This window comes from Alkalibacterium iburiense, assembly GCF_039521845.1.
In the GTDB taxonomy this organism is placed as follows: domain Bacteria; phylum Bacillota; class Bacilli; order Lactobacillales; family Carnobacteriaceae_A; genus Alkalibacterium; species Alkalibacterium iburiense.
Map to the genome: position 1 here is coordinate 15,353 of NZ_BAAACW010000164.1, position 21,912 is coordinate 37,264.

Below are 21,912 nucleotides of genomic sequence, written 5' to 3' on the forward strand. Positions count from 1 at the left end.
AATGGCGAACAAGACAAACGAGCAATTAATTAAAGAAATAGTTGAAAACGTTGGCGGAGCAAATAATATTAATTCAGCCACCAACTGTATGACACGTTTACGTATTCGTATTAAAGACGACAGCCAAGTCAATCAGGAAGCATTGAAAAACCTTGAAGGTGTAATGGGCGTAGTGGATGCAGAGACGCTTCAAATCGTAGTAGGTCCAGGTAAAGCGAAAAAACTGGCTGACTTAATGATGTCTGAATATAAAGTGCCTCAAGATTCAGATCAGAAAAGCAATTGGCAAGAGAATAAACAAGAAGTAAAAGATAGACAGAATAAAGGAAAAGGGAAAAGAGTATTAGAAACCATTGCTAATATCTTTATCCCAATGATTCCGGCTATCATTGCAGCCGGTATCTTCCAAGGATTTAGCAGTTTGATTGGAACCATGATTGGTGAAGGAACCATTAGTGGAGACGTTTGGGAAGGCATACGTATTTTATTTGCACTCATCGGTAACAGTTTCTTAGGTTACTTTGCTATTTTCACCGGTGTGAACGCAGCGAAAGTCTTTGGAGCAACAGAAGCCCTCGGTGGAATGATAGGGGCAGCTTCCATTGCTGCACCTTTAGTAGAACTTTCTACTTTAATTGGATGGTATGATGCTGAGCAACCACTGGATTCTATTTTGACTACTGGTAAAGGTGGAATCATCGGGGTCATTATCGGTGTATGGATTCTATCTAAAATTGAAAAAGCGGTTCGTAAGCGTATGCCAGATGTTCTGGATATTATGGTTACACCTGTTATTACCTTACTTATTACTGTAGTGATTATGGCATTAGTGATCATGCCTATGTCAGGTTTCTTATCAGACTGGCTAGTGACAGGATTAAGCTACATTATCGGTTCAGATAATACGATTGTCAGCATCTTATCCGGTTATATTTTAGCTGCTGTCTTCTTGCCGATGGTATTGCTTGGTTTACACCACGGTCTCATTCCTATTTATGCGATTCAGTTAGAGGCTTTTGGTGGGGTTTCATTATTCCCGGTATTAGCTATGGCGGGTGCTGGACAAGTAGGAGCAGCGATTGCCATTTATATGATTGCTAAAAAAGTGGGAGACGAAAGAATGAAAGGGATCATTTCCGGAGCTCTTCCAGCTGGTATCTTAGGAATTGGGGAACCGCTTATTTATGGGGTTACTCTTCCTTTAGGTAAACCATTTATCACAGCTGGTTTGGGAGCAGGATTTGGTGGAGCGTACGTTATGATGATGGGCGTTATGGCAAATGCCTGGGGTCCTTCAGGATGGGTTGCTCTTCCGTTAATGCAAGAAGGTATGATTCATTACGCTATTGGATTAATCATTTCTTATATTGCTGGCTTTATCATTACTCGATTAGTCATTAAAGAAGATGATCTAGCGAATGTTTAAACCCTTTGGACTAGCTGTTTATGTCTCGGCATTCAAGCAGCAACTTCCTTTTTTAGAAAAATTAAAAGGACAGCACGTGCCTATCTTCACCTCTCTTCATATTGCAGAAGAAGTCACAGACACGTATGTCAACGAAGTAGAAGAGATGTGCCAGTGGCTTCATAAGAATGAGTTTTATATTATGGCAGACGTTTCGCCGTATACGCTTGAACATTTTGGGGAAGAGTCGCTCTCTTCCTTAGTCAAGCGGCTCCACATCGACAATGTTCGTCTAGACTTTGGTTTTGATAAAAAAAGTCTAGGTGATCTTTTCAAAGAAGTAGATGTGACATACAATGCTTCGACTATTCTTGGAGATGAGGATAGAGTTCCGGAGGCTTATTATATGCATAACTTTTACCCGCGACCAGAGACAGGACTGGATTCGGAGTTATTCGAAGAGTTAAACCGAGAGATACGAGCGGTCAAAGGGAAGATACTGGCCTTTATATCAGGAGATAAAATGAAGAGAGGGCCGATTTTTGATGGCTTGCCCACTCTGGAGAGTCACCGTTATGCGGCACCTTATGCTCAGTTCGTCGATTTGATTCACCGGTATCAAGTGGATGCGGCCTATGTAGGGGATATTTCTCTTTCTCATCAGCAATTGAAATGGATTTTGGCTTATTTAGAAGAACCCATCGTTAAATTGCCGGTTATTTTAGCGGAAGCATATCACTATTTGTATGATAAGAAGTTAACGGTTCGCGTCGACTCACCGAAAGGGTTTATTCGTGTACAAGAATCACGGGAATTTGCTCAAGAAGGTGAGAAAGTAGAACCTGCCGATGCGATTCTTCGTCGCAGAGGAACAGTCACGATAGATAATTTGCATTATAAACGGTATTCTGGTGAGATTCAGGTAATGAAAGCTGATTACCCGGACGATACAAGAGTCAATGTGATCGGGCATATGCCTGAGGAGTATCTGCTTTTGCTAGAGAATATAAAAAATGGCGAACAATTTAGTTTTGTTCCAATAAACGAAAACCTTCAAGGGTAATCCTTGAAGGTTTTTTAGCTAGAAAATGTGTTTCCTCTTCATTCCAATGTATTTCGAGTACTGGAGTGAAGGGAAACGGGTTTCCTCCTCACTCCAACTTTTATTATGTCTCTGTATGAAGAAGTTCTCTTAATTATACTTATTTTTCACGCACCCGTGTAAAGTGTGATAAACTGATATAAAATCAGTATATGAATGGGGCAAACAATGAATCCACTTTTTAAATTTTTATTAAAGTTAACTTCTTCTCCCAGAATTGATATGCAAGAAGATTATCTATGGGTGAGAAGAGCTCAAAATTTATTCGCTAAAGGGCCTTCAAGAGGATTTCGCTTTTTAGATGAGAAGATATACGCCTTGGATGAAAATCAAGAAGAAACACATGAAATTCCTGTTCGCATTTTTTATCCGAAAGAAAAATTACATGACGAAGCTATCATTTACTTGCACGGTGGGGGATGGGTCATTGGAAATATTGATACGTACACACGGGCCTGTATAAATTTAGCAGATAAATTAGGACGTATTGTGTACTCTATTGATTACCGATTAGCCCCAGAAAATCCGTATCCGCATGGATTAAATGACTGTCTTCGTGCAATTGAAGTGCTGCTGACTCCTATTGAAGGAGAAGAAAATAGAAAGTGGATTTTAATGGGTGATTCAGCTGGAGCTAATTTAGCCGCTGCTGTTTCTTTGCGTTTAAAAGAAGAAAATAGAGTACTTCCAGACAAACAAGTTCTCCTTTATCCCGTGACTTATTGGGATCATACAGAAAACTCGCCATTTAAATCAATAACCGATAACGGCTATGAATACGGATTGACTATCAAAAAAATACAAGAGTATATGGAAATGTACGCACCTGATGAGAGTATTCGTAAAGAACGGTTTATATCGCCTTTGATGGCTGAAGATTTAAGCCATCAGCCGGACACTTTAATCATTACGGCAGAGTACGACCCTTTACGAGATGAAGGCGAAGCCTACGGAGAAGCTTTAGAAAAAGCTGGAAATAAAACACGTGTTCACCGAATCCTCAATAGTGTGCATGGTTTTATCACTTATCCGGCTTTTGCGGAGCCCTTAGTCGAAGCGATTAATGTAATGAAAGAATTCCTGGATGAAGAATAATGCAACAATTGAATTTTAGTTTAAAATGTTTACTGAAGGAGGAGCAGTGATGGAGGTTGAAAACAGAAGATGGGCGAGGTTAGATAACGCCTCGAATATCTTTTTAGCGGCTCGAAACGATATTGATACGAAAGTCTTTCGTTTTACAGCTGAACTAAATGAGGCGGTCGATCCAGAACTGCTGCAAGAAGCCTTATTGAAAACTTACAAAGAGTACCCCTTATTTCAACATACATTAAGAAGGGGTGTCTTCTGGTATTACCTCGAACCTTATGAGGCTCTTCCAGAAGTAAAGAAAGAATTTGAACCGCCTTGTACTCAAATTTACCATTACGATCGAAAAGAGTTTCTGTTTCGTGTTTTATACTTTGACAACCGTGTTCATTTTGAAGCTTTTCATGCCCTGACAGATGGAACAGGCGCCTTTTGGTTTTTTGAAGATTTATTGGCAGAGTATGTCCGCCTAAAGTACACGGAATTTTTTGATTCAAGTGATGATCGAACCAAACGAGAAAAAGCCGATTTAGAAGATAGCTTTAGACGGTATTTTAAGAAAAAGAAAAAAGAAGTGAACATGCCGACAACCAATAAACCTTTAGAAGATATCTATATTCAGCAAGAATTAGATGAAGAAAAAACACCGGAACCGACTGATGAGCCGGTGAAAAAGAAAGTGTACCAAATCAAGGGAGAAAAAACGCCCGATCATCGTCCGCGTGTTATTAATCTCTCTTTGCCGGTCAAGCCCGTTCTAAACCTGGCCCGCTCTTATAATGTGTCTTTAACTATGTATATGTCGGCCTTATATATGTTAGCTGTATACAGAGCTAAAAAGACTAAGGAAGCAGAGACAACAATAACAACGTCTATACCGATTAACTTAAGACAGTTTTATCCTTCTGTATCGGTCAGAAATTTCTTTAGTACGACGACGGTTTCTTATACATTTAAAAGGAATGAAGAGCCAGACTTAGAAGATATCTGTCAAACCATTGATACACAATTTAAAGCACAGTTAGATAAAGAAGAATTGGAAAATCGGTTAAGACGTTTTATTGAATTTGAATTTAATCCATTTACCCGAGTCATATTTAGACCGATTAAAGACTTCATATTAAAGAGTGTCAATAAAATCAATAATCGAAAAGTAACTGTAGCGATGTCCAACTTGGGGAGAGCGAACTTGCCGGAAGAACTGGCAAAATACATTGAAAATATTTATTTTTACACGTCTGTTATTCGCCCCCAATTTTGCATGATCAGCTATGCTGGGAAACTCACGATTAGTTTTACGAGTCCCTTTATTAAAACGGACAGCCAGCGTGAATTTGTCCGTCTCTTAACATCACAAGGGATAGATGTGTCTGTTGATTCCAATAAAGTGACGCGAGAGGAGTTGGATGATGATGCAGTATTGTAAGGCATGTCAGGCTCAAATTAAGGGTAATTGGTCTGTCTGCCCTTTATGTCAGACCTCATTAGAAAGAGGAACAGAAGAATTAGAAGAGTCATCTTTCTTACCTGTTTCACTGCGATTTAACCGTAAAAAAGTAATGAAGGGATTTACTCTCGCTTCTTTCATTGTTATTGTCTTATACTTTGTTGCTCATTTTATATGGCGTTTTCGCTTTTTCGGTCTGGAGTATGTCTTATTTGGATTGATGATATCCTGGTTGATGACTGTTCTCCTTATCCGCAAGAGAAGAAATGTAGTAAAAGGGATTGTCTATGTCTTAATCATATTTTCACTCCTTAGTCTATATTTTGATTATGTCAATGGGTGGCTAGGTTGGTCAGTTACATTTGCTATACCCATTTTATGTATAGCAGCTATACTAGCTATGTTTATATCTATTCAGTTAGTTGATTTAAAAGCAGATGATTATATCTTGTACCTTCAGCTAGCCGCCATAGTAGGTATTATCCCCTTGCTCTTCTTGCTGATGAACTGGGTTGGTCATCCATTACCTAGCGCTTTGTCCGTCTTGTTTAGCGTCATTATTACTCTCATTGTCCTGTTGAAACATGGAAAAAAAGTAAAGAGAGAACTTCAAAAGCGGATGCACGTGTGATGGTGTACTTACTTTAGATTGGAGAAATTAAATGTATTCACTGCTTACTAATACTTCGAGGAGTACTTTATATAATGAGTTAACTCAATCCTTAAAAGAATGCAATCGATTTTTCTTTAATGTGGCCTTTATCAATTACTCTGGTCTTCAGTTGCTTCTGGATGCTTTAAAAACATCAGAGGAGAATAATATAAAAGGACACATACTGACAGGTACGTATTTAAATTTCACTGACCCTCAGGCTTTGAGAAAGTTGACTGAATTCAAAACGATTGAGAGCCGTGTATTTGTTACCACAGCAATTACTGGTTTTCACCCTAAAGCCTATATTTTTGAATACGATACCTACTACAAAGTTATCGTGGGATCGTCTAATATTACGCAAAGTGCTTTGAAAAGTAATATCGAGTGGAATTTAAAGATAGTGACGAAAGAAACACCATCTGTAGAGGATGAATCCTTTATATCGAATGTTCTGGATTCTTTTCATGAAGTTTGGAATCGAAGCGAAGAAAACAATGAGGAGTTTTTACAAGCTTATGAAAAATTTAAAGCAAAAAATCATGAGCACGTACAAGAAGTCTCCCGTTCTTATATTTTTAAATATAATAATTCGGACAGAATTATAGCTAATGAAATGCAAAAACAAGCTGTTTCTAATTTAGAGTTTTTAAGAAAACGTGGCCAATCCAAAGCTCTTATTGTAGCAGCAACTGGTACTGGAAAGACGTATCTTTCAGCTTTCGATGTAAAGAAAGCTAAACCCAATCGGGTATTGTTTTTAGCTCATCAGGAAAATATACTGAAAAAATCTCTGAAGTCATTTGAGAAGGTACTTTATTTACAAGAAGGAGAAGCGGGTTTGTACTCTGGTTCAAAAAAAGATACGGAGTCACGCTACTTATTTTCTACCATACAAATGATGAATAGAGAGTATTCAAGTTTTGCTAGTGATTCATTTGATTATATTATTATAGACGAAGCGCATAGAGCAGCCAGTCCGACATATCGAAAAGTAATGGAATACTTTAAACCCCAATTTTTATTAGGCATGACTGCGACTCCTGAGCGTACGGATGGAGTCAATTTACATGAACTGTTTGATCACAATGTAGCAGTTGACATCCGTTTAAGAGATGCTTTAAAAAATGACTTGCTTGTTCCTTTCCATTATTTTGGAATAACAGACATTGATTCTATTGACTTATCTGATGTGAGACCGAACGATATAACAACTATAGCCAAGAAGTTGATGATCAACCAAAGAGTCGATTTTATAATAGAAAAGATGGAATTTTATGCTCAAGATGGAGTTGAGAGAAGAGGTCTAGGGTTCTGTGCAACAATTGAGCATGCAGAATATATGGCGCGGGAGTTTAACAAAAGAGGGATACCTAGCATTATTCTTTCCGGAAGAGATTCAGTTGAAGCGCGAGAACAGGCTATCAAAAGATTAGAAGAAAAGACAGATCCATTAGAATTTATTTTTACAGTTGATATTTTTAACGAAGGGATAGATATCCCAACAGTTAATATTGTATTGATGCTGCGTCCTACACAGTCCCCCATTATTTTTACTCAGCAACTGGGACGAGGACTTAGAAAAGCTGAAAATAAAGAATTTTTAACAGTATTAGACTTTATTGGGAATCATCAGTCAAACTTTTTACTAGCAATAGCCCTACACGGTTCAAAAGTATATGACAAGGATAGTCTTAAAACGGCAGTGAAGAGAGGATTCACAAACCTCCCAGGAAGCAGCCATATCCAACTAGATGAAATCAGTAAAGAGCGCATTTTAGAACAACTAGATAAAGAAAACTTCAATAGTTTGGAACATTTGAAAAATAATTACTTTGAATTTAAATCTTCAAACAACGGTCAAATCGTCTGGTATTTAGAAGACTACTTATATGTTGATTCCGCTCCCGATCCTACTCATTTTTTTGTAAAAGCAAAAAACTATTTAGAGTTTTTATCAAAAGTAGAGAAAAATAATGAACGCCTATTAGCTCATCTCTCTGATGAAAACTGGATGAGTGTATTAAATTATTTATCTGGCATGCTTCCTATAAAAAGGATCCATGAATTTGTAATCATAAAAGTTATAATGGAAAACAATGAAGTAACTTTTGAAGATATAAAAAGAGAGTGTTTAAAGTATCTTGAAGAAACAGAAGATGAGATTATTATCCATGCTATTAACAGGCTATTACTGGAATTTGCCGACAAGCGCGAATTAAAAACGTATCCTCGTTTAATTAAAGAGGAAAATGGGAAATGGTATGCTACAAAGCTTTTTCGTTCTATATTTGAAAATGAAGAGTATCATCTATTTTTAACGGATGTGATTCAGTACGGTATCCAGCGGTACACAAAAGAATTCGGGCATAAGAACTATGGTGTTCCTCATTTTAAGTTATATGAAGAGTATTCCATGATAGATATTGCTGTATTATCGAATTACGAAAAAACACATTCATCCTTTAGAGGATCGGGTGTTTTAAGAAATCCTGAAATCAATCATTATTTTTTATTTAATGATCTACATAAGGATGAAGATATTGAAAGTCGTCTACAGTACCAAGATAAATTTATTAACCGTCAAGTGTTTCAGTGGGAGTCATCAAATACAACCCGCTTGAATAGTGATAGAGGAAAGGATTTGACTCATCCACAAGAACGGGAAGCAGTCATCCATCTGTTTGTTCGGAAATTCAGAGAAATTGACAGAGTGGTATCTAAATTTATCTATATAGGTACAGGAACGCCAACCTATTATCAGAATGAAAAGCCTATAAAAATACATTATCAATTAGAGGAAAAAATACCAAAATATTTAGCTGAAGAATTTGAAGTGGAATAAAAAGAGACGATGGCCATGTACATGGCACTTTCGTCTCTTTTTTAATGATTTAAATATCTATGTGCTGCAATTTATCTACTGCCGGTATATCTGCCGGAGCCCATTCCAATGTCTGGAGCTTTTCAATCGGAAGCCACTTTAAATTATGATGTTCTAAAAGAGAGGGCTGCACATCTTTTAATTTACATAAGTAAGTAGATAAATGAACTCTACCAAACGAATAGGTATAAGAAGTTTTATCAAAAAAGGATTGGACAGTTATAGTGCACCCCAGTTCTTCCTTTATTTCCCTTATCAATGCTTCCTCTGGTGTTTCCCTATCTTCAATTTTTCCACCAGGAAATTCCCATAATAACTTTAATGATTTTCCTCTAGGTCTTTGTGCACATAAAACACGGTTCTGATCCATTATAATTGCTCCAACTACTTGAATATCTTTCACTGCCATTATTCTCCTTATGTGGTTATGAGTATTAGTCATCTTAATTATAGATGTTAAAGGAAAAAAGTTCAAAAGTGATTTACAATACCTAACTTTGTGATAAAATGAACATGGAAGCCAACTTAGGAGGAATCGTATAAAAAGATTAGAAGGAAAAGTAGCTATTGTGACAGGAGCAGCAAGCGGTATGGGAGAGACACACGTGAGAGCCTTCGTAGAAGAAGGAGCTAAAGTCGTGTTCACAGATATCTTAGAAGAGGAAGGAAAAGACCTGCAGAAAGAGTTGGGTGATCAAACTCTCTTTTTAGTTCATGATGTGCGTGAAGCTTCCGCTTGGGAACAGGTTGTAGAAAAAACGAAAGAAACCTTTGGACCAGTGGATATCTTAGTGAACAATGCTGGTATTTCTGTAGCTAAGTCCATGTTTGACATGTCTGAAGAAGAGTACCGACGCATTTTTGAAATCAATCAACTCTCTGTCTTTTTAGGGATGAAGTCTGTCGCTCCTTTCATGAATGAAGGCGGATCGATTATTAATATATCTTCTATTAATGGCTTAGTAGGAGGAGCAGTCGGATATACGGACACTAAATTCGCCGTTAGAGGAATGACTAAAGCAGCTTCTGTCGAATTAGCCCATAGAGGAATTCGAGTCAATTCTGTTCACCCTGGAGTCATCGAAACACCAATGGTGACAGAAGGAGATGCAGTAGAGCAAATCAAACAATTCGCTCAGACCATTCCTATGAGAAGAATGGCTCAACCTGAAGAAGTCACAAAAATGGTCGTCTTTTTAGCTTCTGATGATGCCAGTTACTCAACGGGTTCAGAATTTATCATTGATGGAGGACTAACTGCCAACTAAATAATAAAAGCAAATCCTCTTAAGTGGAAGTCAGCTTAAGAGGATTTTTTTAATAAGTATAAAGGGTCTAAAGTGCCTTCCATATCGAATGAAGCTTAGGAAAAACAACGTACGTTAAGGTGATGATGAGCGCAATTATAATAGGATAAGCGATTAAGACAGATGCCTGCATATGTTCACTCAAACTGTACTCTCCCCATTCCAGCCACAAGCGCCATCCCATACCTACGGAACTTAAGATAAGGCTATGAAAAAATACGAATAATAAGTGATCTCTTAAAAGCTCTACGAAAATGGTCGCAACGAAAAAATATAAACAGAGGGATGCGAATAAAAACATCCAATTAAAGCCTTTTAATCATGGTATGACAAAAGTAAAGGTTATACCAGCAGTCACAATCACAATAAAACTACTTATAAAGAGAGCACGCCGACGGTACTCTTGAATGAGGCTATTAAAGTGTTCTCCTGACATCTGTTAATCTCCTAATATCAAAAGAGCAATCAAATGGATTGGCTCTTATTTATCTGATGTTTTTCTACACTTTTATTTGCATTCGTTCAGCCCTGTCATTTACTATGAAAGTAAATAGTTAGGAGAGGATGCTCATATGTCCATTATATATTATATTCTAGGCTTTGGTTTAACACTTCTTGTGACAGTTGATTTAATTTGGACCACGCTGTGGATAGATGGAGGGGCTGGCCCCCTTTCAGATAATTTAACGAGTTTGCTTTGGAAGATTTTAAGAAAATTAAACAATAAGTTTTTATTGAATATTTCAGGTCCTCTGATTTTAATCGCTATCTTATTAAGTTGGTTCTTAATCGTATGGCTGGGAGTTACGTTGATATTTGCAGCGAATCCTGAATCCATTGTAAACCCATCTACCGGAGATCCTGTTTCATGGATTGAACGTATTTATTTTTCTGGCTTTACGATTTTTACTTTAGGTATTGGTGACTATACACCTCAGTCTGGTTTCTTCCAGTTAGTGACTGCTTTTTCATCAGGATTGGGAATGATGGTTTTAACTCTAAGTGTGTCGTATGTTATCTCGGTAGTTGATGCAGTGGTTCAAAAAAGATCGTTTTCTAGAAGTATTTCAGGTTTAGGTCGAAACAGTATTGAGTTGATAAACAAGGTCTGGAACGGCCAGGATTTTCACCAATTTGATTTAATCCTCTCTACCGTTAACACTCAGATTACTGAATTGACTCAACAAAATCAGGCTTTTCCTTTACTTCAGTATTACCACAGTGAATCCGTTGAAAAGACATTAGCCGTCAATATTATTGTATTGGACGAAGCTTTGTCTCTCCTTCGTTACGGGGTAAAGCAGGATGATCCTATCATGCATACAGCCTTAATAGAAGCGACACAGTCAAGTATCCAAACGTATTTAGATACTGTAATTGAAGGATATGGAAATGAAGCTAAAAAAATAGAGGATGTACCGCCAGTTATGAATTTATCTCTTATCAAAGATTCAGAACTTCCGCTCACAGTTGAATCAGACTACTATAAAAAAATGGAAGATTTGTCAGATAGAAGAAATAAATTATTATCTATTGCACGAGTCGATAATCATGAATGGCCCAACCCTGAATCATAATAGAGTATAAATAAACTAAAAAAACAGAACGAGTAACGCTTAGGCTTTCATAGAAGCTAGCGTCACTCGTTCATTTTATTCATTATTCTATTGAAAAAGGAGCATAGACTTCTTGTCCATTGACTTGTTTGACAATCCGGTAATCCCCTGGTTCTAAATAGTCTTCAAATAATGTCAAATCAATGGTTTCTTCCGTCTGTTCACCTGCAGGCAAGTCAATAGCTATTTGAATAAAGGACATCTCCTCTTCAAAAGGCACTTCTTCCCATTCTCCATCTACTCGTCTGTCTACTCTGAATTCCACACCATAATAGGCATCTTCGTCTGTATTATTGGTTATAAAAACGGACAGTTGGTCTGTTTCAGATGGATAGGTGCTCTCTTCAGTTTCCATACTGAAATTATTTACTACACTGGGTTCCAAAGAGTCTTCATCTGAATCCTCCGATTGATCAACCCTGTCTTCCGGTACATCCTCGGGCTCTTCTTCATTTGTCCCGCATGCTGTGATAAATAATAAAGCTACACACATGAATAGGGCTAGAAAGGTCCTTTTCTTCATTATAATCTGCCTCCTTTAGCTAAAAACTAGCTGGTTAATAAGCTAAATATAATGGAAAGAAATCCACTATTCAATAAATATCAGTTTGAAGGATAGAAAAATTATCTTTATCTCTCGTTAAATCATGTGAATAGACAGAACCAGAAGCAGAAAACGAATTGACGTCTCATCATTTGAGGAAAGGTCAATCCGCTTTAAGAGTGTATTAAAGAGAAAGAGTTGAGCTCTCTAAATATTTATCAATAAATCGTTTAATACGGAAACGGTACTCTTCTTTATCGGTAACATAGCCATAGGCATGCGCAGCACCTGGTACGATATATAATTCTTTAGGTGCATCAGTGGCGTGAAAGACTTCATAGGCCATATGAGTCGGAACAAAGTCATCTTCATCCCCATGGATAAAGAGAATAGGGGTTTGACTTTTTTGAACTTGCTTTTTAGGATTGGCTTCTCCAAACCAGTAACCCGCTTTGACTTTCGTCACAAAACTGGCCAGAGGTAAAAACGGAAACTGAGGCAGTTTATACATACGCTTCATCTGATGGGCTAACTCTTTAGAGACGGAGCTGTACCCACAATCTTCGACGATAGCTTTGACGTTAAAAGGAAGGTCTTCACCGCTCACGTTCATGACAGTAGCTCCACCCATACTTAAACCGTACAAGACAATTTCAGTATCTGATCCGAATTTTTCAATTAACTGATCAATCCAAAGGAGGTAGTCTTTACGCTCATGCCAACCAAATCCGATATAATCACCCTCACTGTCGCCATGTCCTCTGGCATCAGGGATTAAGACATGAAAACCTAAATCGTAAAATAGCTTAGCCCAAGGGGCCATATCCTTACTGCTTCCGTTATACCCATGAGCGACTATCGCTACTTTCCTTGACTCCGTTTTTGCTGGAATAAAAAGACCAGAAAGCACTAACTCATCTGTGGAATGAATCGTTACGCGTTCATGCTCGACTTCTTTATACCATGTTTTTTCTTCTGTCCATGGATCATCAGGGTAAATTTCAGACATGCTGTATTCACTCACAAAATCTTTCTTACTAATGCCTACAGCTGTTTTGTAAAAATAATGAGCCGCAAAGGCTAACCCGCTTGTAACCAGGCTTAAACCACCAAGAGCTCCTAAAACTTTCTTATTCTTCAACTCATTTCATCCTTTCTCAGAACTATCATTACGTCTATTGTAGATGGAAAAAGTGAAGAAAGTAAGAAAGAAATAAAATATACATCTTAATTCACGTCACTAGTGTTGCATAAAACTTAGAATAAAGGATTTCCATAGATTGTTACTTTCGTCACAACTAGTTTTCGTTAAAATTTCCAAAAAAGTCAATTGCTGGCGCAAAGGATGACTTTTTCCAGAAATTTTTAGGGTTATTCAGTTGTGGATTAGTCTTTTTGTACTCTCTTTCACTTAACCAGGTGCGAACGATTCTTTGAAACACTCAAATGGTTCATACTGTAACGCTCTGATTTGTCTCAAAATAGTGAAGAGGGTTGATATCAACCTTAATTCTAGTTTCATCAGTAACGTCAATAAGTAGACAATCATCGCAAGAATCACTTGATTCTCTACGCCTTGTTCAGACTGTGACTAGTACGTTTTAATGGTCAAATGTTGTTTGATGTGCTTGAAAAACAACTCGATCTGCCATCTTGATTGATACATCTTTCCGATAGCCTCTGCTGAAAGATCCATTCGGTTCGTCAGGATACGTAGATTCGATTGATGCTTACGTTCAATCGTTACTAAGCGAAACAAACCCGTCAGGTAGGTCGATTTTCCCAGATGAAAAGTATGCTATTCAAGTAGCCATAAGTTTAGATGTCACGGTTTATGATTTACCAGAAGGCTACCGACAAGCTGTTGATACTCAAAAAATCATGCGCTTACTTGAAACAGCACCGCGTATTTTATCTTATCAAGACACAGGTTTGTATCAGTTGTTTTTAGAAACAAACACGCTAGCCTCTTTGGAACACTTTATTCCGGTTAGTGTGCGGGAAATGAAAGAAAACAAACCTGAGCTTCTAGAAACACTCTTTACCTTTATTAATAAAAATCAGAATTATTCTAAAACAGCCCAAAGCCTGTTTGTGCACCCTAAGACTGTGCGTTATCGAATAAATCAGTTAAAAGAACAGTATGCCATTGATTTTCAAAGTCCAGAAGAAATGCTGCGTTACAGTATTGCTATACGAATTCTAAAAGTCCTTCCTAATCATCAGGTTAATTAAATACTCTCATATATGTAAGTATCTGAGCGTATTAACTGCAAAAAACGTTCATCCCTGATATGATATCTGTGTGTTTTAAAGATAGCAATAGGAGAGGATGTTTATGATGAACAACAAAGCTATAAAATTAGGAGTGCTTTCAGTATCAGCAGGATTACTACTTGCGGCTTGCGATACCTCTAATAACGAAGACCTGCAAGACACAATACCTGAAGACGAAACCGGTCAAGTGGAAGATACACCTACGGATGAGGGTACAACAGACGATACCACTACAGATGATGGAACAACAGACGACACCACTACCGATGATGGAACAACAGATGACACAGCAACCGATACCCAAGGGCAAGGCCTGGAAAGTATGACATTTGAAGTGACTTTAGACGATGCGATTAGCACGTTCTATGACACATTTGGAAGTGAAGATATCAACATTGAAAGTATTCAACTCAACCGTGATGATGGCCGATTCTTATACGAGTTTGAAGGTTGGGACAATCAAAGCGAATATGAGTTAGATATCGATGCAGAGACGGGAGATATCGTACAGCAAGAACAAGATGAAGATAGTGACACTGATGGAGATGTACTAGAATTAGATAGTATTATTACTCCTGAAGAAGCGATGACTACTGCATTAGAAGCATCTGGTTCTGGATATGTTCAAGAATGGGATTTAGAAGTAGAGGACGGAGTCACTGTTTTTGATATTGACGTTGAAGATGGCGACGATCAAAAGGTTGACGCTTTAACAGGTGAATTAGTCCAGTAATATAATATAAACTGAAAAACGAGCATCCTTAGATAATCTAGGGATGCTCGTTTTTTTCTTACCTAACAAGCATGATAGATGAAAACTCCCTCTCATGCCTGTTATGCTTGAAGTAGGTGATACAGGAGGAGAAGCCAATGAAAACACATAAAGGGATAAAGCTCAGTATGCTTTCTTTATCTGCAGGACTTTTGCTTGCAGCTTGTGACACTAATGATACGGTGGATACCACTCCAGTAGATGAAGGAACGGAGCAAGTGGATGAGGCGGATGACTCGACAGCAGGAGAGAGTGACACGGAAGAGACGACAGACACGAATGAGTCAACCGATACGGATGAGGAGATGACAACTGGAGACGATACCGCAACAGATAGCGAAGGAACGGATGCAGCTAATGGCAATGATGCGGGGACACAGACTCAAAATGACTCCCCAGGGATTGAAGATAGTGAGTTTGATGTCAGTTTATTTGATGCTATTGATCTCTTTTATGAAACGTTCGGCAGTCAAGAGATTCATATTGAAGAAATAGAATTTGATAGCGATGGAAGTCGCTACTATTATGAATTCGAAGGCTGGGATGGCGAATACGAGTACGAACTGGAAATTGATGCAGAGACAGCTGAAATACTGCAGCAGGAAATGGAATTGGACAGCGAGACTGATGATAGTTTAGACTTAGACGGTATTATTTCCCCGCAAGAAGCCATGTCTCTTGCACTTGAAGCAGCAGGAGACGGATATGTTGAAGAATGGGAACTGGAAGTAGAGGATGGTCGAACCATTTATGACATAGATATTGAAGGGGCGAGAGACCACGAAGTCGATGCCCATTCTGGAGAGGTATGGCCCGATTAAATGGATAGGTAAACACAAAGGAGTGTGACAAACACGTCATCCACTGTCATAGGGACTAGTGATACTATAAACAACACAAAATAGGAGAAGCGTTAAATCCGAGTGAGGGGTTCGCTTCTCCTATTTATTATGTGATTTGTCTGCTTATTTATACGTCTGAGACTCGTTTCTCTCTAGACTAGTCTGACTGTGAGTCAGTTCTCCTAAACGAAGAATCGTACTGCATGTGGCACGTATGCCGTTAAAAAATTCTTTCAACCCCATATTTTCGTTCGGTGCGTGATTATCTTCGTCCACATTCGCGTATGGAACAGTGACAGAGGGAATATTTAGTATATCAGTAAAAACATACATAGGTCCTGTTCCACCCAGAGCGGGAAGCACAACGGGCTTTTTATCATAAGCTATATGGACAGCTTCAATCACTTCTTGTACTAAAGGATGGTGCAAAGACGTTTTAGATGGTTTAACGGCGCTTAGTTTCTCGATAGTAAACTGACAATCGGAAGGGAAATGCGCGACGTGTTCTTTTAATAAGCTATAAATCAGTTCTGGATCTTGTCCGGGTGCTAAGCGTATGTCTAATTTAACTGTCGCATGGCTGGGTATAATCGTCTTTGTGCCTTCGCCCGTATACCCGCTTTCGATTCCCGCAATCGTAAAGGTCGGTTTGAAACACAGGTTGGTATAATATTCCTCTTTACTCATATTAAGGGTAGGCATCCCGATAACTTTAGCCGTTTTATCTGGATGATAAGGGAGGGTACTTAGGTGAGCTAATTCTTCTTCTGTAGGGGGCCAAATATCAGAATAAAAATCTTTAATCAGCACTTCTCCTTTTTCGTTTATCATAGAGCGAATTAAATGGATACTAGCAAGTGCCGGGTCCGGTGCAATGTTTCCTTTGTTTCCTGAATGGTTATCTCGATTAGCCCCGTATCCTCGAATTTCGGAATATAAAATACCTCTGTTACCTAAAGTAACCGAAGGCTGATCCTCTCCTTCCATCGGACCATCTGCCGTATAAGCCAAATCAGCTTGAAGCAGCTCTTTATTTTCTTCTACAAAGGAAGCAAGATTGACACTTCCCATTTCTTCTTCTCCTTCAAATAAAAATTTGACATTCACGGGTAAGGAACCCAGTTCTTTTAATAGCGTCCCGACAGCAAGAACATGAGCAATCAGCTGGCCTTTATTGTCACCTACGCCACGCGCATAAATTTTCTTATCGCGAATAGTTGGTTCGAAGGGATCGGATTTCCATAAATCTAAAGGCTCTGGAGGTTGAACATCATAATGGCCATAAAATAAGACTGTTAGCGTATTGTCAGGATGAATCACTTCTCCGTAAACCACTGGATGACCTTTCGTTTCCATTATTTTTGTATCTATCCCACTGTCTTCCATAATCGAACATAGCAAGGAAGCGCATTCTCGGACACCTCTATTTTGAGTGCTTATACTGGGTTGGCGAAGCAGAGAAAATAAAATACTTAAGTGGGATTCTTTTTGATAGTCTAAGGACTGGACTATAGAAAGAAACTGTTTCTGTATCATATGTATGTGACCTCTCCTTTTTTATTATAAAATGATTAGAATAAATGTTTATTTTCTCATATTATACACATAATACTAGCGATGTACAGTCCTATTTTCTTGGGAGGAAATAAAAAAAGTCCTATTCGGTCTGTTTCTCTATTAAAAAGGATGGCCATATCAGTTAAACTAGAGAAGAAGCAGAAATAAGCGACAGAGGGGTTATGAAATGGATAAAAGAGCGATTATTTTAGAAACAGCAGATATGGTAAAAGAGAAACTGAAAAATGAGGGAACAGGGCATGATTGGTACCATATAAAAAGGGTGTGGAAAACAGCTCAGTCAATTGGAGAGCAAGAAAAAGCTAATCTGTTTATTATTGAAATGGCCGCTCTATTGCATGATTTGATTGATGACAAGCTAGTTAAAGACGCATCAATAGCAGCAGAAGAAGTAGAATACTGGTTGGAAGGGGCTGGTGTGCATTCGAAGGACATGGAAAGCATCATCAGTATCATTCACTCGATCTCTTTTAAAGGAGGAGGCAACCGTTCTTCCCTCTCTCTAGAAGGGCAAATTGTACAGGATGCCGATCGATTGGATGCGATAGGAGCCATAGGGATTGGACGCTGTTTTTCCTATGCCGGCAGTAAAGGACACGTTATGTTTGACCCCGAACTTTCTGTTCGAGAACAGATGACTGAAAAAGAATACAGAGAAGGAAAAACCAGTGCTATCCATCATTTTTATGAGAAGTTACTCAAGTTGAAAGATCTGATGAATACGGAAAGTGGCAAACAGCTGGCTGAAGACAGACATGCTTTTATGGAAGATTTCCTCGTTCAGTTTTTTGAAGAATGGGGAGAATAGAAAGTGAAAGACAAGACTCTTTAAACAAGGAGTCTTGTCTTTTTTTAGAATTCAATATGGTCGAAATCATCATGGGCTGTACGAGTCGTTTCTGCTCTCAAATTTTCGGTGTAGGGACTGTTCGTTCCTTTAATAGAGAGCATGATTCGTCTCCCTATGAAGAAAAACACCATTAAGCAGATGATAAACACCGCAGAAATCACCAAATACTCAACAGGGCGTTCATCCACTAAATTCGAGAGAGTCATCATCTCAAAATGAAGATCCATAGCATTCGGCTCCGGTGTCAGCATAGCGGGAAGAATAACAAATAAATTATACAGTGCATGAGCTATGATGGGGTAAAACAGATTATTATATTTTGCATAGATAATGGCACAGAACAAACCTAATAGTAATTGAGGAATAAATAAAGACTGGAAATGAACTATCATAAATATAAGAGAACTAAACCATATGCCTTTATTTAATCCGTATTTGTCCACCCATTTATTCATTAAGTAACCTCTAAACACCACTTCTTCCACTAGAGGAGCAAAGATAACTGCTGTAACAAAAATATAGATATAGGAAATCTCTACTTCCGCAAAAGACACATCCATAACGTATGGCATGACGATATCAAATAATGGAGGAATAAAAGAAACTGAAGTTAAGATAAACTGAATAAATGTAAAAGCCATGAGTGCCAGTAAAAGTGTGATTCCAAAAATAGAGAGGATGGCTTTTTTATTTTTAGGTCCGGGTTCAGATAAAGCTTCTGTACTGAGGGATTGTCTCTCCATTTGCCTCAGAGTGATTTTATAAAAAGCAAAGTACAATAATCCATCAGTCAAAATACTGATGAACGCTAGAAACTGGAAGTTAAATAAGCCCATCAACAGGCCGGCAAAGAGTGTTACGCCTAATAAAGCTAAAGCTGAACGCCATAAAATAGCCCATATGGAAGCTTCTTTGAACGTGGGTTGATACATTGAAATCCACTTCTTTCATAAGATGTTAAGCTTAGATTAGCATAGTTCAGGTAACAACGCTAGATAATTAAGAACAGGGGGCATTTTTGTGATAAACTATGAGAAAATGCTGAAAGTAGGATGTATGGTGGAACCTATTTTAGAATTATCTCATGTACGTAAAAGTTTTGGAGAAAAAGAAGTATTGAAAGGCGTCTCTTTTTCAGTCATGCCTGGAGAAATCATTGGGTATATTGGTCCGAATGGTGCAGGGAAAAGCACGACTGTCAAAATACTGTTAGGTATGATTGAAAAAGATGAAGGAGAGATCCGTCTGTTTAATCAGCCTTTAAACACTCAGAATGTCTCTTATAAAGCACGCATTGGGTATGTGCCTGAAAATGCAGAGTTATATGATACGCTAACAGCTAAAGAGTACCTTCTTTTTGTTGGAGAACTTTATGGAATGACAGAAGAAGAGATTATGAATAAAAGCCTGACTATGATGGAAGCTTTGGGCATTAAAGAAGCGTTTAACACACGCCTGTCTTCCTTTTCTAAAGGCATGCGTCAGAAAGTCCTGATTATATCTAGTCTGCTGCATGACCCGGATATATTATTCTGGGATGAACCCTTGAGTGGCTTGGATGCCAACAGTGTGCAGGTGATTAGAGAAGTGCTCATTCAATTGAGAGATGCCGGAAAAACAATCTTTTATTCTTCTCATGTGATGGATATGGTACAAAGACTGAGTGACCGTATATTAATCTTACATAACGGAGAAGTGGTAGCGAATGGTCCCTTTGAAGAGCTGAAAGAAGAAGCAGAAGGCACCTTGGAGCAGCTCTTTAATACCCTGACAGGCTTTGATGAACATGCTTCTCTGGCGGATCAATTTATAAAAGGCATGAAGGGGGAACGAGCCGATGATGCGTAATACCTTTGGCTCCAATACTGAAGCGAAGACCCCATTCTATTTAAGGATAACAGATGCTTTAAAACCTATTTATTCTTCTTTAGGTGTAGATTACCCTCAAATGCGTGCGATATTAAAGATGAAAATGACTGTAGACAGTAGAAGAGAAGCTGTAATTCAAGGGACAGGCAGCTCAGATCAAGAAGAAGGAAAAGAGAAAAACCAGTTTTTTAGCTCTCTTTGGGTTTATACCTTACTTAGTAGTTTTTTTATACTATTGTTTGTGTATGATAACTGGGTTTTCCAATATACGACTTATTTTAGTTTCGTCTTTATAATGATCTTTTCCACTATGCTAGCGAACTTTTCAACTATTTTACTAGATGTGAAGGATTCCGTTTTAATTGGGACAAAGCCTGTATCCAGTCAAACCATTGGCGCCGCTAAAGCGACGCATATCGGCATTTATTTAGTGTCGTTTACTCTAGCTATCGGCTTACCGATTATTTTATTCACCTTTTACTTTAATGGATTTCTGGCAGGTATCCTTTTATTACTCTTAACGTTCTTAGCCTCTCTTTGGAGTCTGGGGCTAACGATTGTTATGTATGCGACTGTTTTAAGAAAATTCGATGGAGAACGGCTTAAAAATATTATTGCTTACAGCCAGATTATTCTCTCTATAGGGATTGTGTTTGGTTATTACATTATGGGTCAGTTATTTGAAGTCATTGATCCTGAAACGCTCTTAGTAGAAATGAATCTGCAGCTCGGCCATATCGTTTTATTTCCCATGTGGTTCGTAGCTCCTTTCGGCCTGTTACAAGAAGGATTTTCAGTGGTGTATGGTGTATATACCCTTCTTCTTGTTATAGGAACCATTGTTATTGGAGTATTGTATTACACTCAAAACAATAAAATAGAACAAAACCTGCAGAAAATGAATAGCTCTCAGGCTAAAGAGTCGACCCGATCGCTCATTGAAAAGGCGTTTGCCAAACTCTTGTGTTTTGATTCCATTGAAAAAGCGTATTTTCATTTTTCGTGGCAAATAACCAAAGAAGAGAGAGAATTTAAAACGCGGATCTATCCTTCCTTGGCAAGTGCCCTTGTTTTTCCTGCGGTGATTTTATTTCAAGAATTGAGCGGCGACAGGGACAGTAACACTTTTTTATTAGGTATTCTTCCCTATTTTTCTGTCATGCTTGTTCCTATGCTCGCGGTATCTATCCAGTTTTCTACCCAGTATAAAGGAAGGTGGGTATTTCACTTAAGTCCCGTTCGCGTGCGTCCGCCCTTTTTGAGAGCTGTGACTAAGGTGATACTGATTAAAATCCTTATACCGGTCTATGTAGCTATTAGTGTAGCCGTTGCTTTCTCAACAGGCCCCACTTATATTTGGCACCATGTCAATGGTCTATTATTCATGATGCTCCTGATGTATTTTGAAACCCAGCGGACTGCTGTAACCCTTCCATTTTCAAGAAAATATGGGGCATCAGAGGCCAATATGGGATGTATGGCGACCTTGATTTTCTTTGTGCCCGTTTTTGTTATAGCCGGTGGACTGATTTTAATCCAATCGCTTTATCCGTTTACAATAGGGGTTCTACTGGTTCTATTAGTAGCACTGAACTTCTGGTGGATGAACAGAGGGTTCACCTCTCATCCGAAACGAGCAAAAAAGACAAATACGGTAGCCAGTTAACCTTTTTTTTCA

Annotated in this window: 19 protein-coding genes and 2 pseudogenes; 15 read left to right on the forward strand and 6 right to left on the reverse strand. The window is 38.3% G+C overall.

Annotated features, from left to right (window positions below; genetic code table 11):
• Position 1: 1 nt before the first annotated feature.
• The 7 genes and pseudogenes from ABDZ53_RS12060 to ABDZ53_RS12085 all read left to right on the forward strand — a co-directional run.
• On the forward strand, positions 2–1,426 hold the full coding sequence (locus ABDZ53_RS12060) for a PTS transporter subunit EIIC (RefSeq protein ID WP_343756860.1): 1,425 nt from the start codon (positions 2–4) through the stop codon (positions 1,424–1,426).
• Positions 1,419–2,468 carry a MupG family TIM beta-alpha barrel fold protein gene (locus ABDZ53_RS12065; protein ID WP_343756862.1) on the forward strand — a complete coding sequence of 350 codons (1,050 nt, stop codon included), beginning with the start codon at positions 1,419–1,421 and terminating at the stop codon, positions 2,466–2,468. Before ABDZ53_RS12060 ends, ABDZ53_RS12065 begins: the two co-directional genes overlap by 8 nt.
• Positions 2,469–2,675: 207 nt before the next feature.
• Positions 2,676–3,602 carry an alpha/beta hydrolase gene (locus ABDZ53_RS12070; protein ID WP_343756864.1) on the forward strand — a complete coding sequence of 309 codons (927 nt, stop codon included), beginning with the start codon at positions 2,676–2,678 and terminating at the stop codon, positions 3,600–3,602.
• Positions 3,603–3,651: 49 nt separating this feature from the next.
• Complete coding sequence (locus ABDZ53_RS12075) at positions 3,652–5,022, forward strand: condensation domain-containing protein (RefSeq protein ID WP_343756865.1); 1,371 nt, start codon at positions 3,652–3,654, stop codon at positions 5,020–5,022.
• The gene (locus ABDZ53_RS12080) at positions 5,009–5,674 is read left to right on the forward strand and encodes a DUF6320 domain-containing protein (RefSeq protein WP_343756866.1); all 666 of its coding nucleotides are present in this window, start codon (positions 5,009–5,011) and stop codon (positions 5,672–5,674) included. Before ABDZ53_RS12075 ends, ABDZ53_RS12080 begins: the two co-directional genes overlap by 14 nt.
• A gap of 31 nt (positions 5,675–5,705) precedes the next feature.
• Positions 5,706–6,101, forward strand: a pseudogene (locus ABDZ53_RS12970) (phospholipase D-like domain-containing protein); the annotation flags it as partial.
• A 261-nt stretch (positions 6,102–6,362) separates the two neighbouring features.
• A pseudogene (locus ABDZ53_RS12085) lies at positions 6,363–8,540 on the forward strand (DUF3427 domain-containing protein); the annotation flags it as partial.
• 49 nt (positions 8,541–8,589) lie between these two features.
• On the opposite strand, the gene ABDZ53_RS12090 reads toward ABDZ53_RS12085, so the two are convergent.
• On the reverse strand, positions 8,590–8,988 hold the full coding sequence (locus ABDZ53_RS12090) for a (deoxy)nucleoside triphosphate pyrophosphohydrolase (RefSeq protein WP_343756869.1): 399 nt from the start codon (positions 8,986–8,988) through the stop codon (positions 8,590–8,592).
• Positions 8,989–9,118: 130 nt separating this feature from the next.
• Between ABDZ53_RS12090 and ABDZ53_RS12095 the strand changes: the two genes are divergently transcribed.
• Both ABDZ53_RS12095 and ABDZ53_RS12100 read left to right on the forward strand, forming a co-directional pair.
• Positions 9,119–9,847 (forward strand): SDR family NAD(P)-dependent oxidoreductase, encoded by a 729-nt coding sequence (locus ABDZ53_RS12095; protein WP_343756941.1) that lies wholly within the window; start codon positions 9,119–9,121, stop codon positions 9,845–9,847.
• A 611-nt stretch (positions 9,848–10,458) separates the two neighbouring features.
• Positions 10,459–11,463, forward strand: coding sequence for an ion channel (locus tag ABDZ53_RS12100; protein ID WP_343756870.1), 1,005 nt, complete (start codon positions 10,459–10,461; stop codon positions 11,461–11,463).
• Between the two features lie 82 nt (positions 11,464–11,545).
• Here the strand turns inward: ABDZ53_RS12100 and ABDZ53_RS12105 are convergent, their stop codons facing one another.
• The 3 genes from ABDZ53_RS12105 to ABDZ53_RS12975 form a co-directional block, all read right to left on the reverse strand.
• On the reverse strand, positions 11,546–12,025 hold the full coding sequence (locus tag ABDZ53_RS12105) for an immunoglobulin-like domain-containing protein (RefSeq protein WP_343756871.1): 480 nt from the start codon (positions 12,023–12,025) through the stop codon (positions 11,546–11,548).
• A 205-nt stretch (positions 12,026–12,230) separates the two neighbouring features.
• Positions 12,231–13,187, reverse strand: coding sequence for an alpha/beta hydrolase (locus ABDZ53_RS12110; protein WP_343756873.1), 957 nt, complete (start codon positions 13,185–13,187; stop codon positions 12,231–12,233).
• Between the two features lie 450 nt (positions 13,188–13,637).
• Entirely contained in the window at positions 13,638–13,805 is a 168-nt protein-coding gene (locus tag ABDZ53_RS12975; protein ID WP_425541716.1) for a transposase, read from the reverse strand.
• Positions 13,806–13,927: 122 nt separating this feature from the next.
• Here ABDZ53_RS12975 and ABDZ53_RS12120 point away from each other — a divergent pair, with 122 nt between their 5' ends.
• The 3 genes from ABDZ53_RS12120 (at position 13,928) to ABDZ53_RS12130 (ending at position 15,916) form a co-directional block, all read left to right on the forward strand.
• On the forward strand, positions 13,928–14,281 hold the full coding sequence (locus ABDZ53_RS12120; RefSeq protein ID WP_343756875.1) for a helix-turn-helix domain-containing protein: 354 nt from the start codon (positions 13,928–13,930) through the stop codon (positions 14,279–14,281).
• Between the two features lie 103 nt (positions 14,282–14,384).
• Positions 14,385–15,056, forward strand: coding sequence for a PepSY domain-containing protein (locus ABDZ53_RS12125; RefSeq protein WP_343756877.1), 672 nt, complete (start codon positions 14,385–14,387; stop codon positions 15,054–15,056).
• Between the two features lie 137 nt (positions 15,057–15,193).
• Entirely contained in the window at positions 15,194–15,916 is a 723-nt protein-coding gene (locus tag ABDZ53_RS12130; protein ID WP_343756879.1) for a PepSY domain-containing protein, read from the forward strand.
• Between the two features lie 144 nt (positions 15,917–16,060).
• Here ABDZ53_RS12130 and ABDZ53_RS12135 read toward each other — a convergent pair whose 3' ends face one another.
• A complete protein-coding gene (locus ABDZ53_RS12135; RefSeq protein WP_343756881.1) occupies positions 16,061–17,473 on the reverse strand; it encodes a M20/M25/M40 family metallo-hydrolase in 1,413 nt (470 codons plus the stop codon).
• Positions 17,474–17,681: 208 nt separating this feature from the next.
• Between ABDZ53_RS12135 and ABDZ53_RS12140 the strand changes: the two genes are divergently transcribed.
• Positions 17,682–18,323 carry an HD domain-containing protein gene (locus tag ABDZ53_RS12140; RefSeq protein ID WP_343756883.1) on the forward strand — a complete coding sequence of 214 codons (642 nt, stop codon included), beginning with the start codon at positions 17,682–17,684 and terminating at the stop codon, positions 18,321–18,323.
• 44 nt (positions 18,324–18,367) lie between these two features.
• Here ABDZ53_RS12140 and ABDZ53_RS12145 read toward each other — a convergent pair whose 3' ends face one another.
• Positions 18,368–19,297, reverse strand: a complete 930-nt coding sequence (locus tag ABDZ53_RS12145; protein ID WP_343756885.1) for a CPBP family intramembrane glutamic endopeptidase — start codon at positions 19,295–19,297, stop codon at positions 18,368–18,370.
• A gap of 124 nt (positions 19,298–19,421) precedes the next feature.
• Here ABDZ53_RS12145 and ABDZ53_RS12150 point away from each other — a divergent pair, with 124 nt between their 5' ends.
• The gene (locus tag ABDZ53_RS12150) at positions 19,422–20,213 is read left to right on the forward strand and encodes an ABC transporter ATP-binding protein (protein WP_343756943.1); all 792 of its coding nucleotides are present in this window, start codon (positions 19,422–19,424) and stop codon (positions 20,211–20,213) included.
• Entirely contained in the window at positions 20,203–21,900 is a 1,698-nt protein-coding gene (locus ABDZ53_RS12155; protein WP_343756887.1) for a hypothetical protein, read from the forward strand. The genes ABDZ53_RS12150 and ABDZ53_RS12155 overlap by 11 nt, the downstream gene beginning before the upstream one ends.
• Positions 21,901–21,912: the final 12 nt, after the last annotated feature.

What these genes read in the sequence shown, in the direction of transcription:
- ABDZ53_RS12145 (WP_343756885.1), bottom strand. Translation starts at nt 19,297, where the DNA reads ATGTATCAACCCACGTTCAAAGAAGCTTCCATATGGGCTATTTTATGG.
- ABDZ53_RS12135 (WP_343756881.1), bottom strand. Translation starts at nt 17,473, where the DNA reads ATGATACAGAAACAGTTTCTTTCTATAGTCCAGTCCTTAGACTATCAA.
- ABDZ53_RS12105 (WP_343756871.1), bottom strand. Translation starts at nt 12,025, where the DNA reads ATGAAGAAAAGGACCTTTCTAGCCCTATTCATGTGTGTAGCTTTATTA.
- ABDZ53_RS12090 (WP_343756869.1), bottom strand. Translation starts at nt 8,988, where the DNA reads ATGGCAGTGAAAGATATTCAAGTAGTTGGAGCAATTATAATGGATCAG.
- ABDZ53_RS12065 (WP_343756862.1), top strand. Translation starts at nt 1,419, where the DNA reads ATGTTTAAACCCTTTGGACTAGCTGTTTATGTCTCGGCATTCAAGCAG.
- ABDZ53_RS12060 (WP_343756860.1), top strand. Translation starts at nt 2, where the DNA reads ATGGCGAACAAGACAAACGAGCAATTAATTAAAGAAATAGTTGAAAAC.
- ABDZ53_RS12130 (WP_343756879.1), top strand. Translation starts at nt 15,194, where the DNA reads ATGAAAACACATAAAGGGATAAAGCTCAGTATGCTTTCTTTATCTGCA.
- ABDZ53_RS12075 (WP_343756865.1), top strand. Translation starts at nt 3,652, where the DNA reads ATGGAGGTTGAAAACAGAAGATGGGCGAGGTTAGATAACGCCTCGAAT.
- ABDZ53_RS12125 (WP_343756877.1), top strand. Translation starts at nt 14,385, where the DNA reads ATGATGAACAACAAAGCTATAAAATTAGGAGTGCTTTCAGTATCAGCA.
- ABDZ53_RS12080 (WP_343756866.1), top strand. Translation starts at nt 5,009, where the DNA reads ATGCAGTATTGTAAGGCATGTCAGGCTCAAATTAAGGGTAATTGGTCT.
- ABDZ53_RS12140 (WP_343756883.1), top strand. Translation starts at nt 17,682, where the DNA reads ATGGATAAAAGAGCGATTATTTTAGAAACAGCAGATATGGTAAAAGAG.
- ABDZ53_RS12070 (WP_343756864.1), top strand. Translation starts at nt 2,676, where the DNA reads ATGAATCCACTTTTTAAATTTTTATTAAAGTTAACTTCTTCTCCCAGA.
- ABDZ53_RS12150 (WP_343756943.1), top strand. Translation starts at nt 19,422, where the DNA reads ATGGTGGAACCTATTTTAGAATTATCTCATGTACGTAAAAGTTTTGGA.
- ABDZ53_RS12100 (WP_343756870.1), top strand. Translation starts at nt 10,459, where the DNA reads ATGTCCATTATATATTATATTCTAGGCTTTGGTTTAACACTTCTTGTG.
- ABDZ53_RS12155 (WP_343756887.1), top strand. Translation starts at nt 20,203, where the DNA reads ATGATGCGTAATACCTTTGGCTCCAATACTGAAGCGAAGACCCCATTC.
- ABDZ53_RS12120 (WP_343756875.1), top strand. Translation starts at nt 13,928, where the DNA reads ATGCGCTTACTTGAAACAGCACCGCGTATTTTATCTTATCAAGACACA.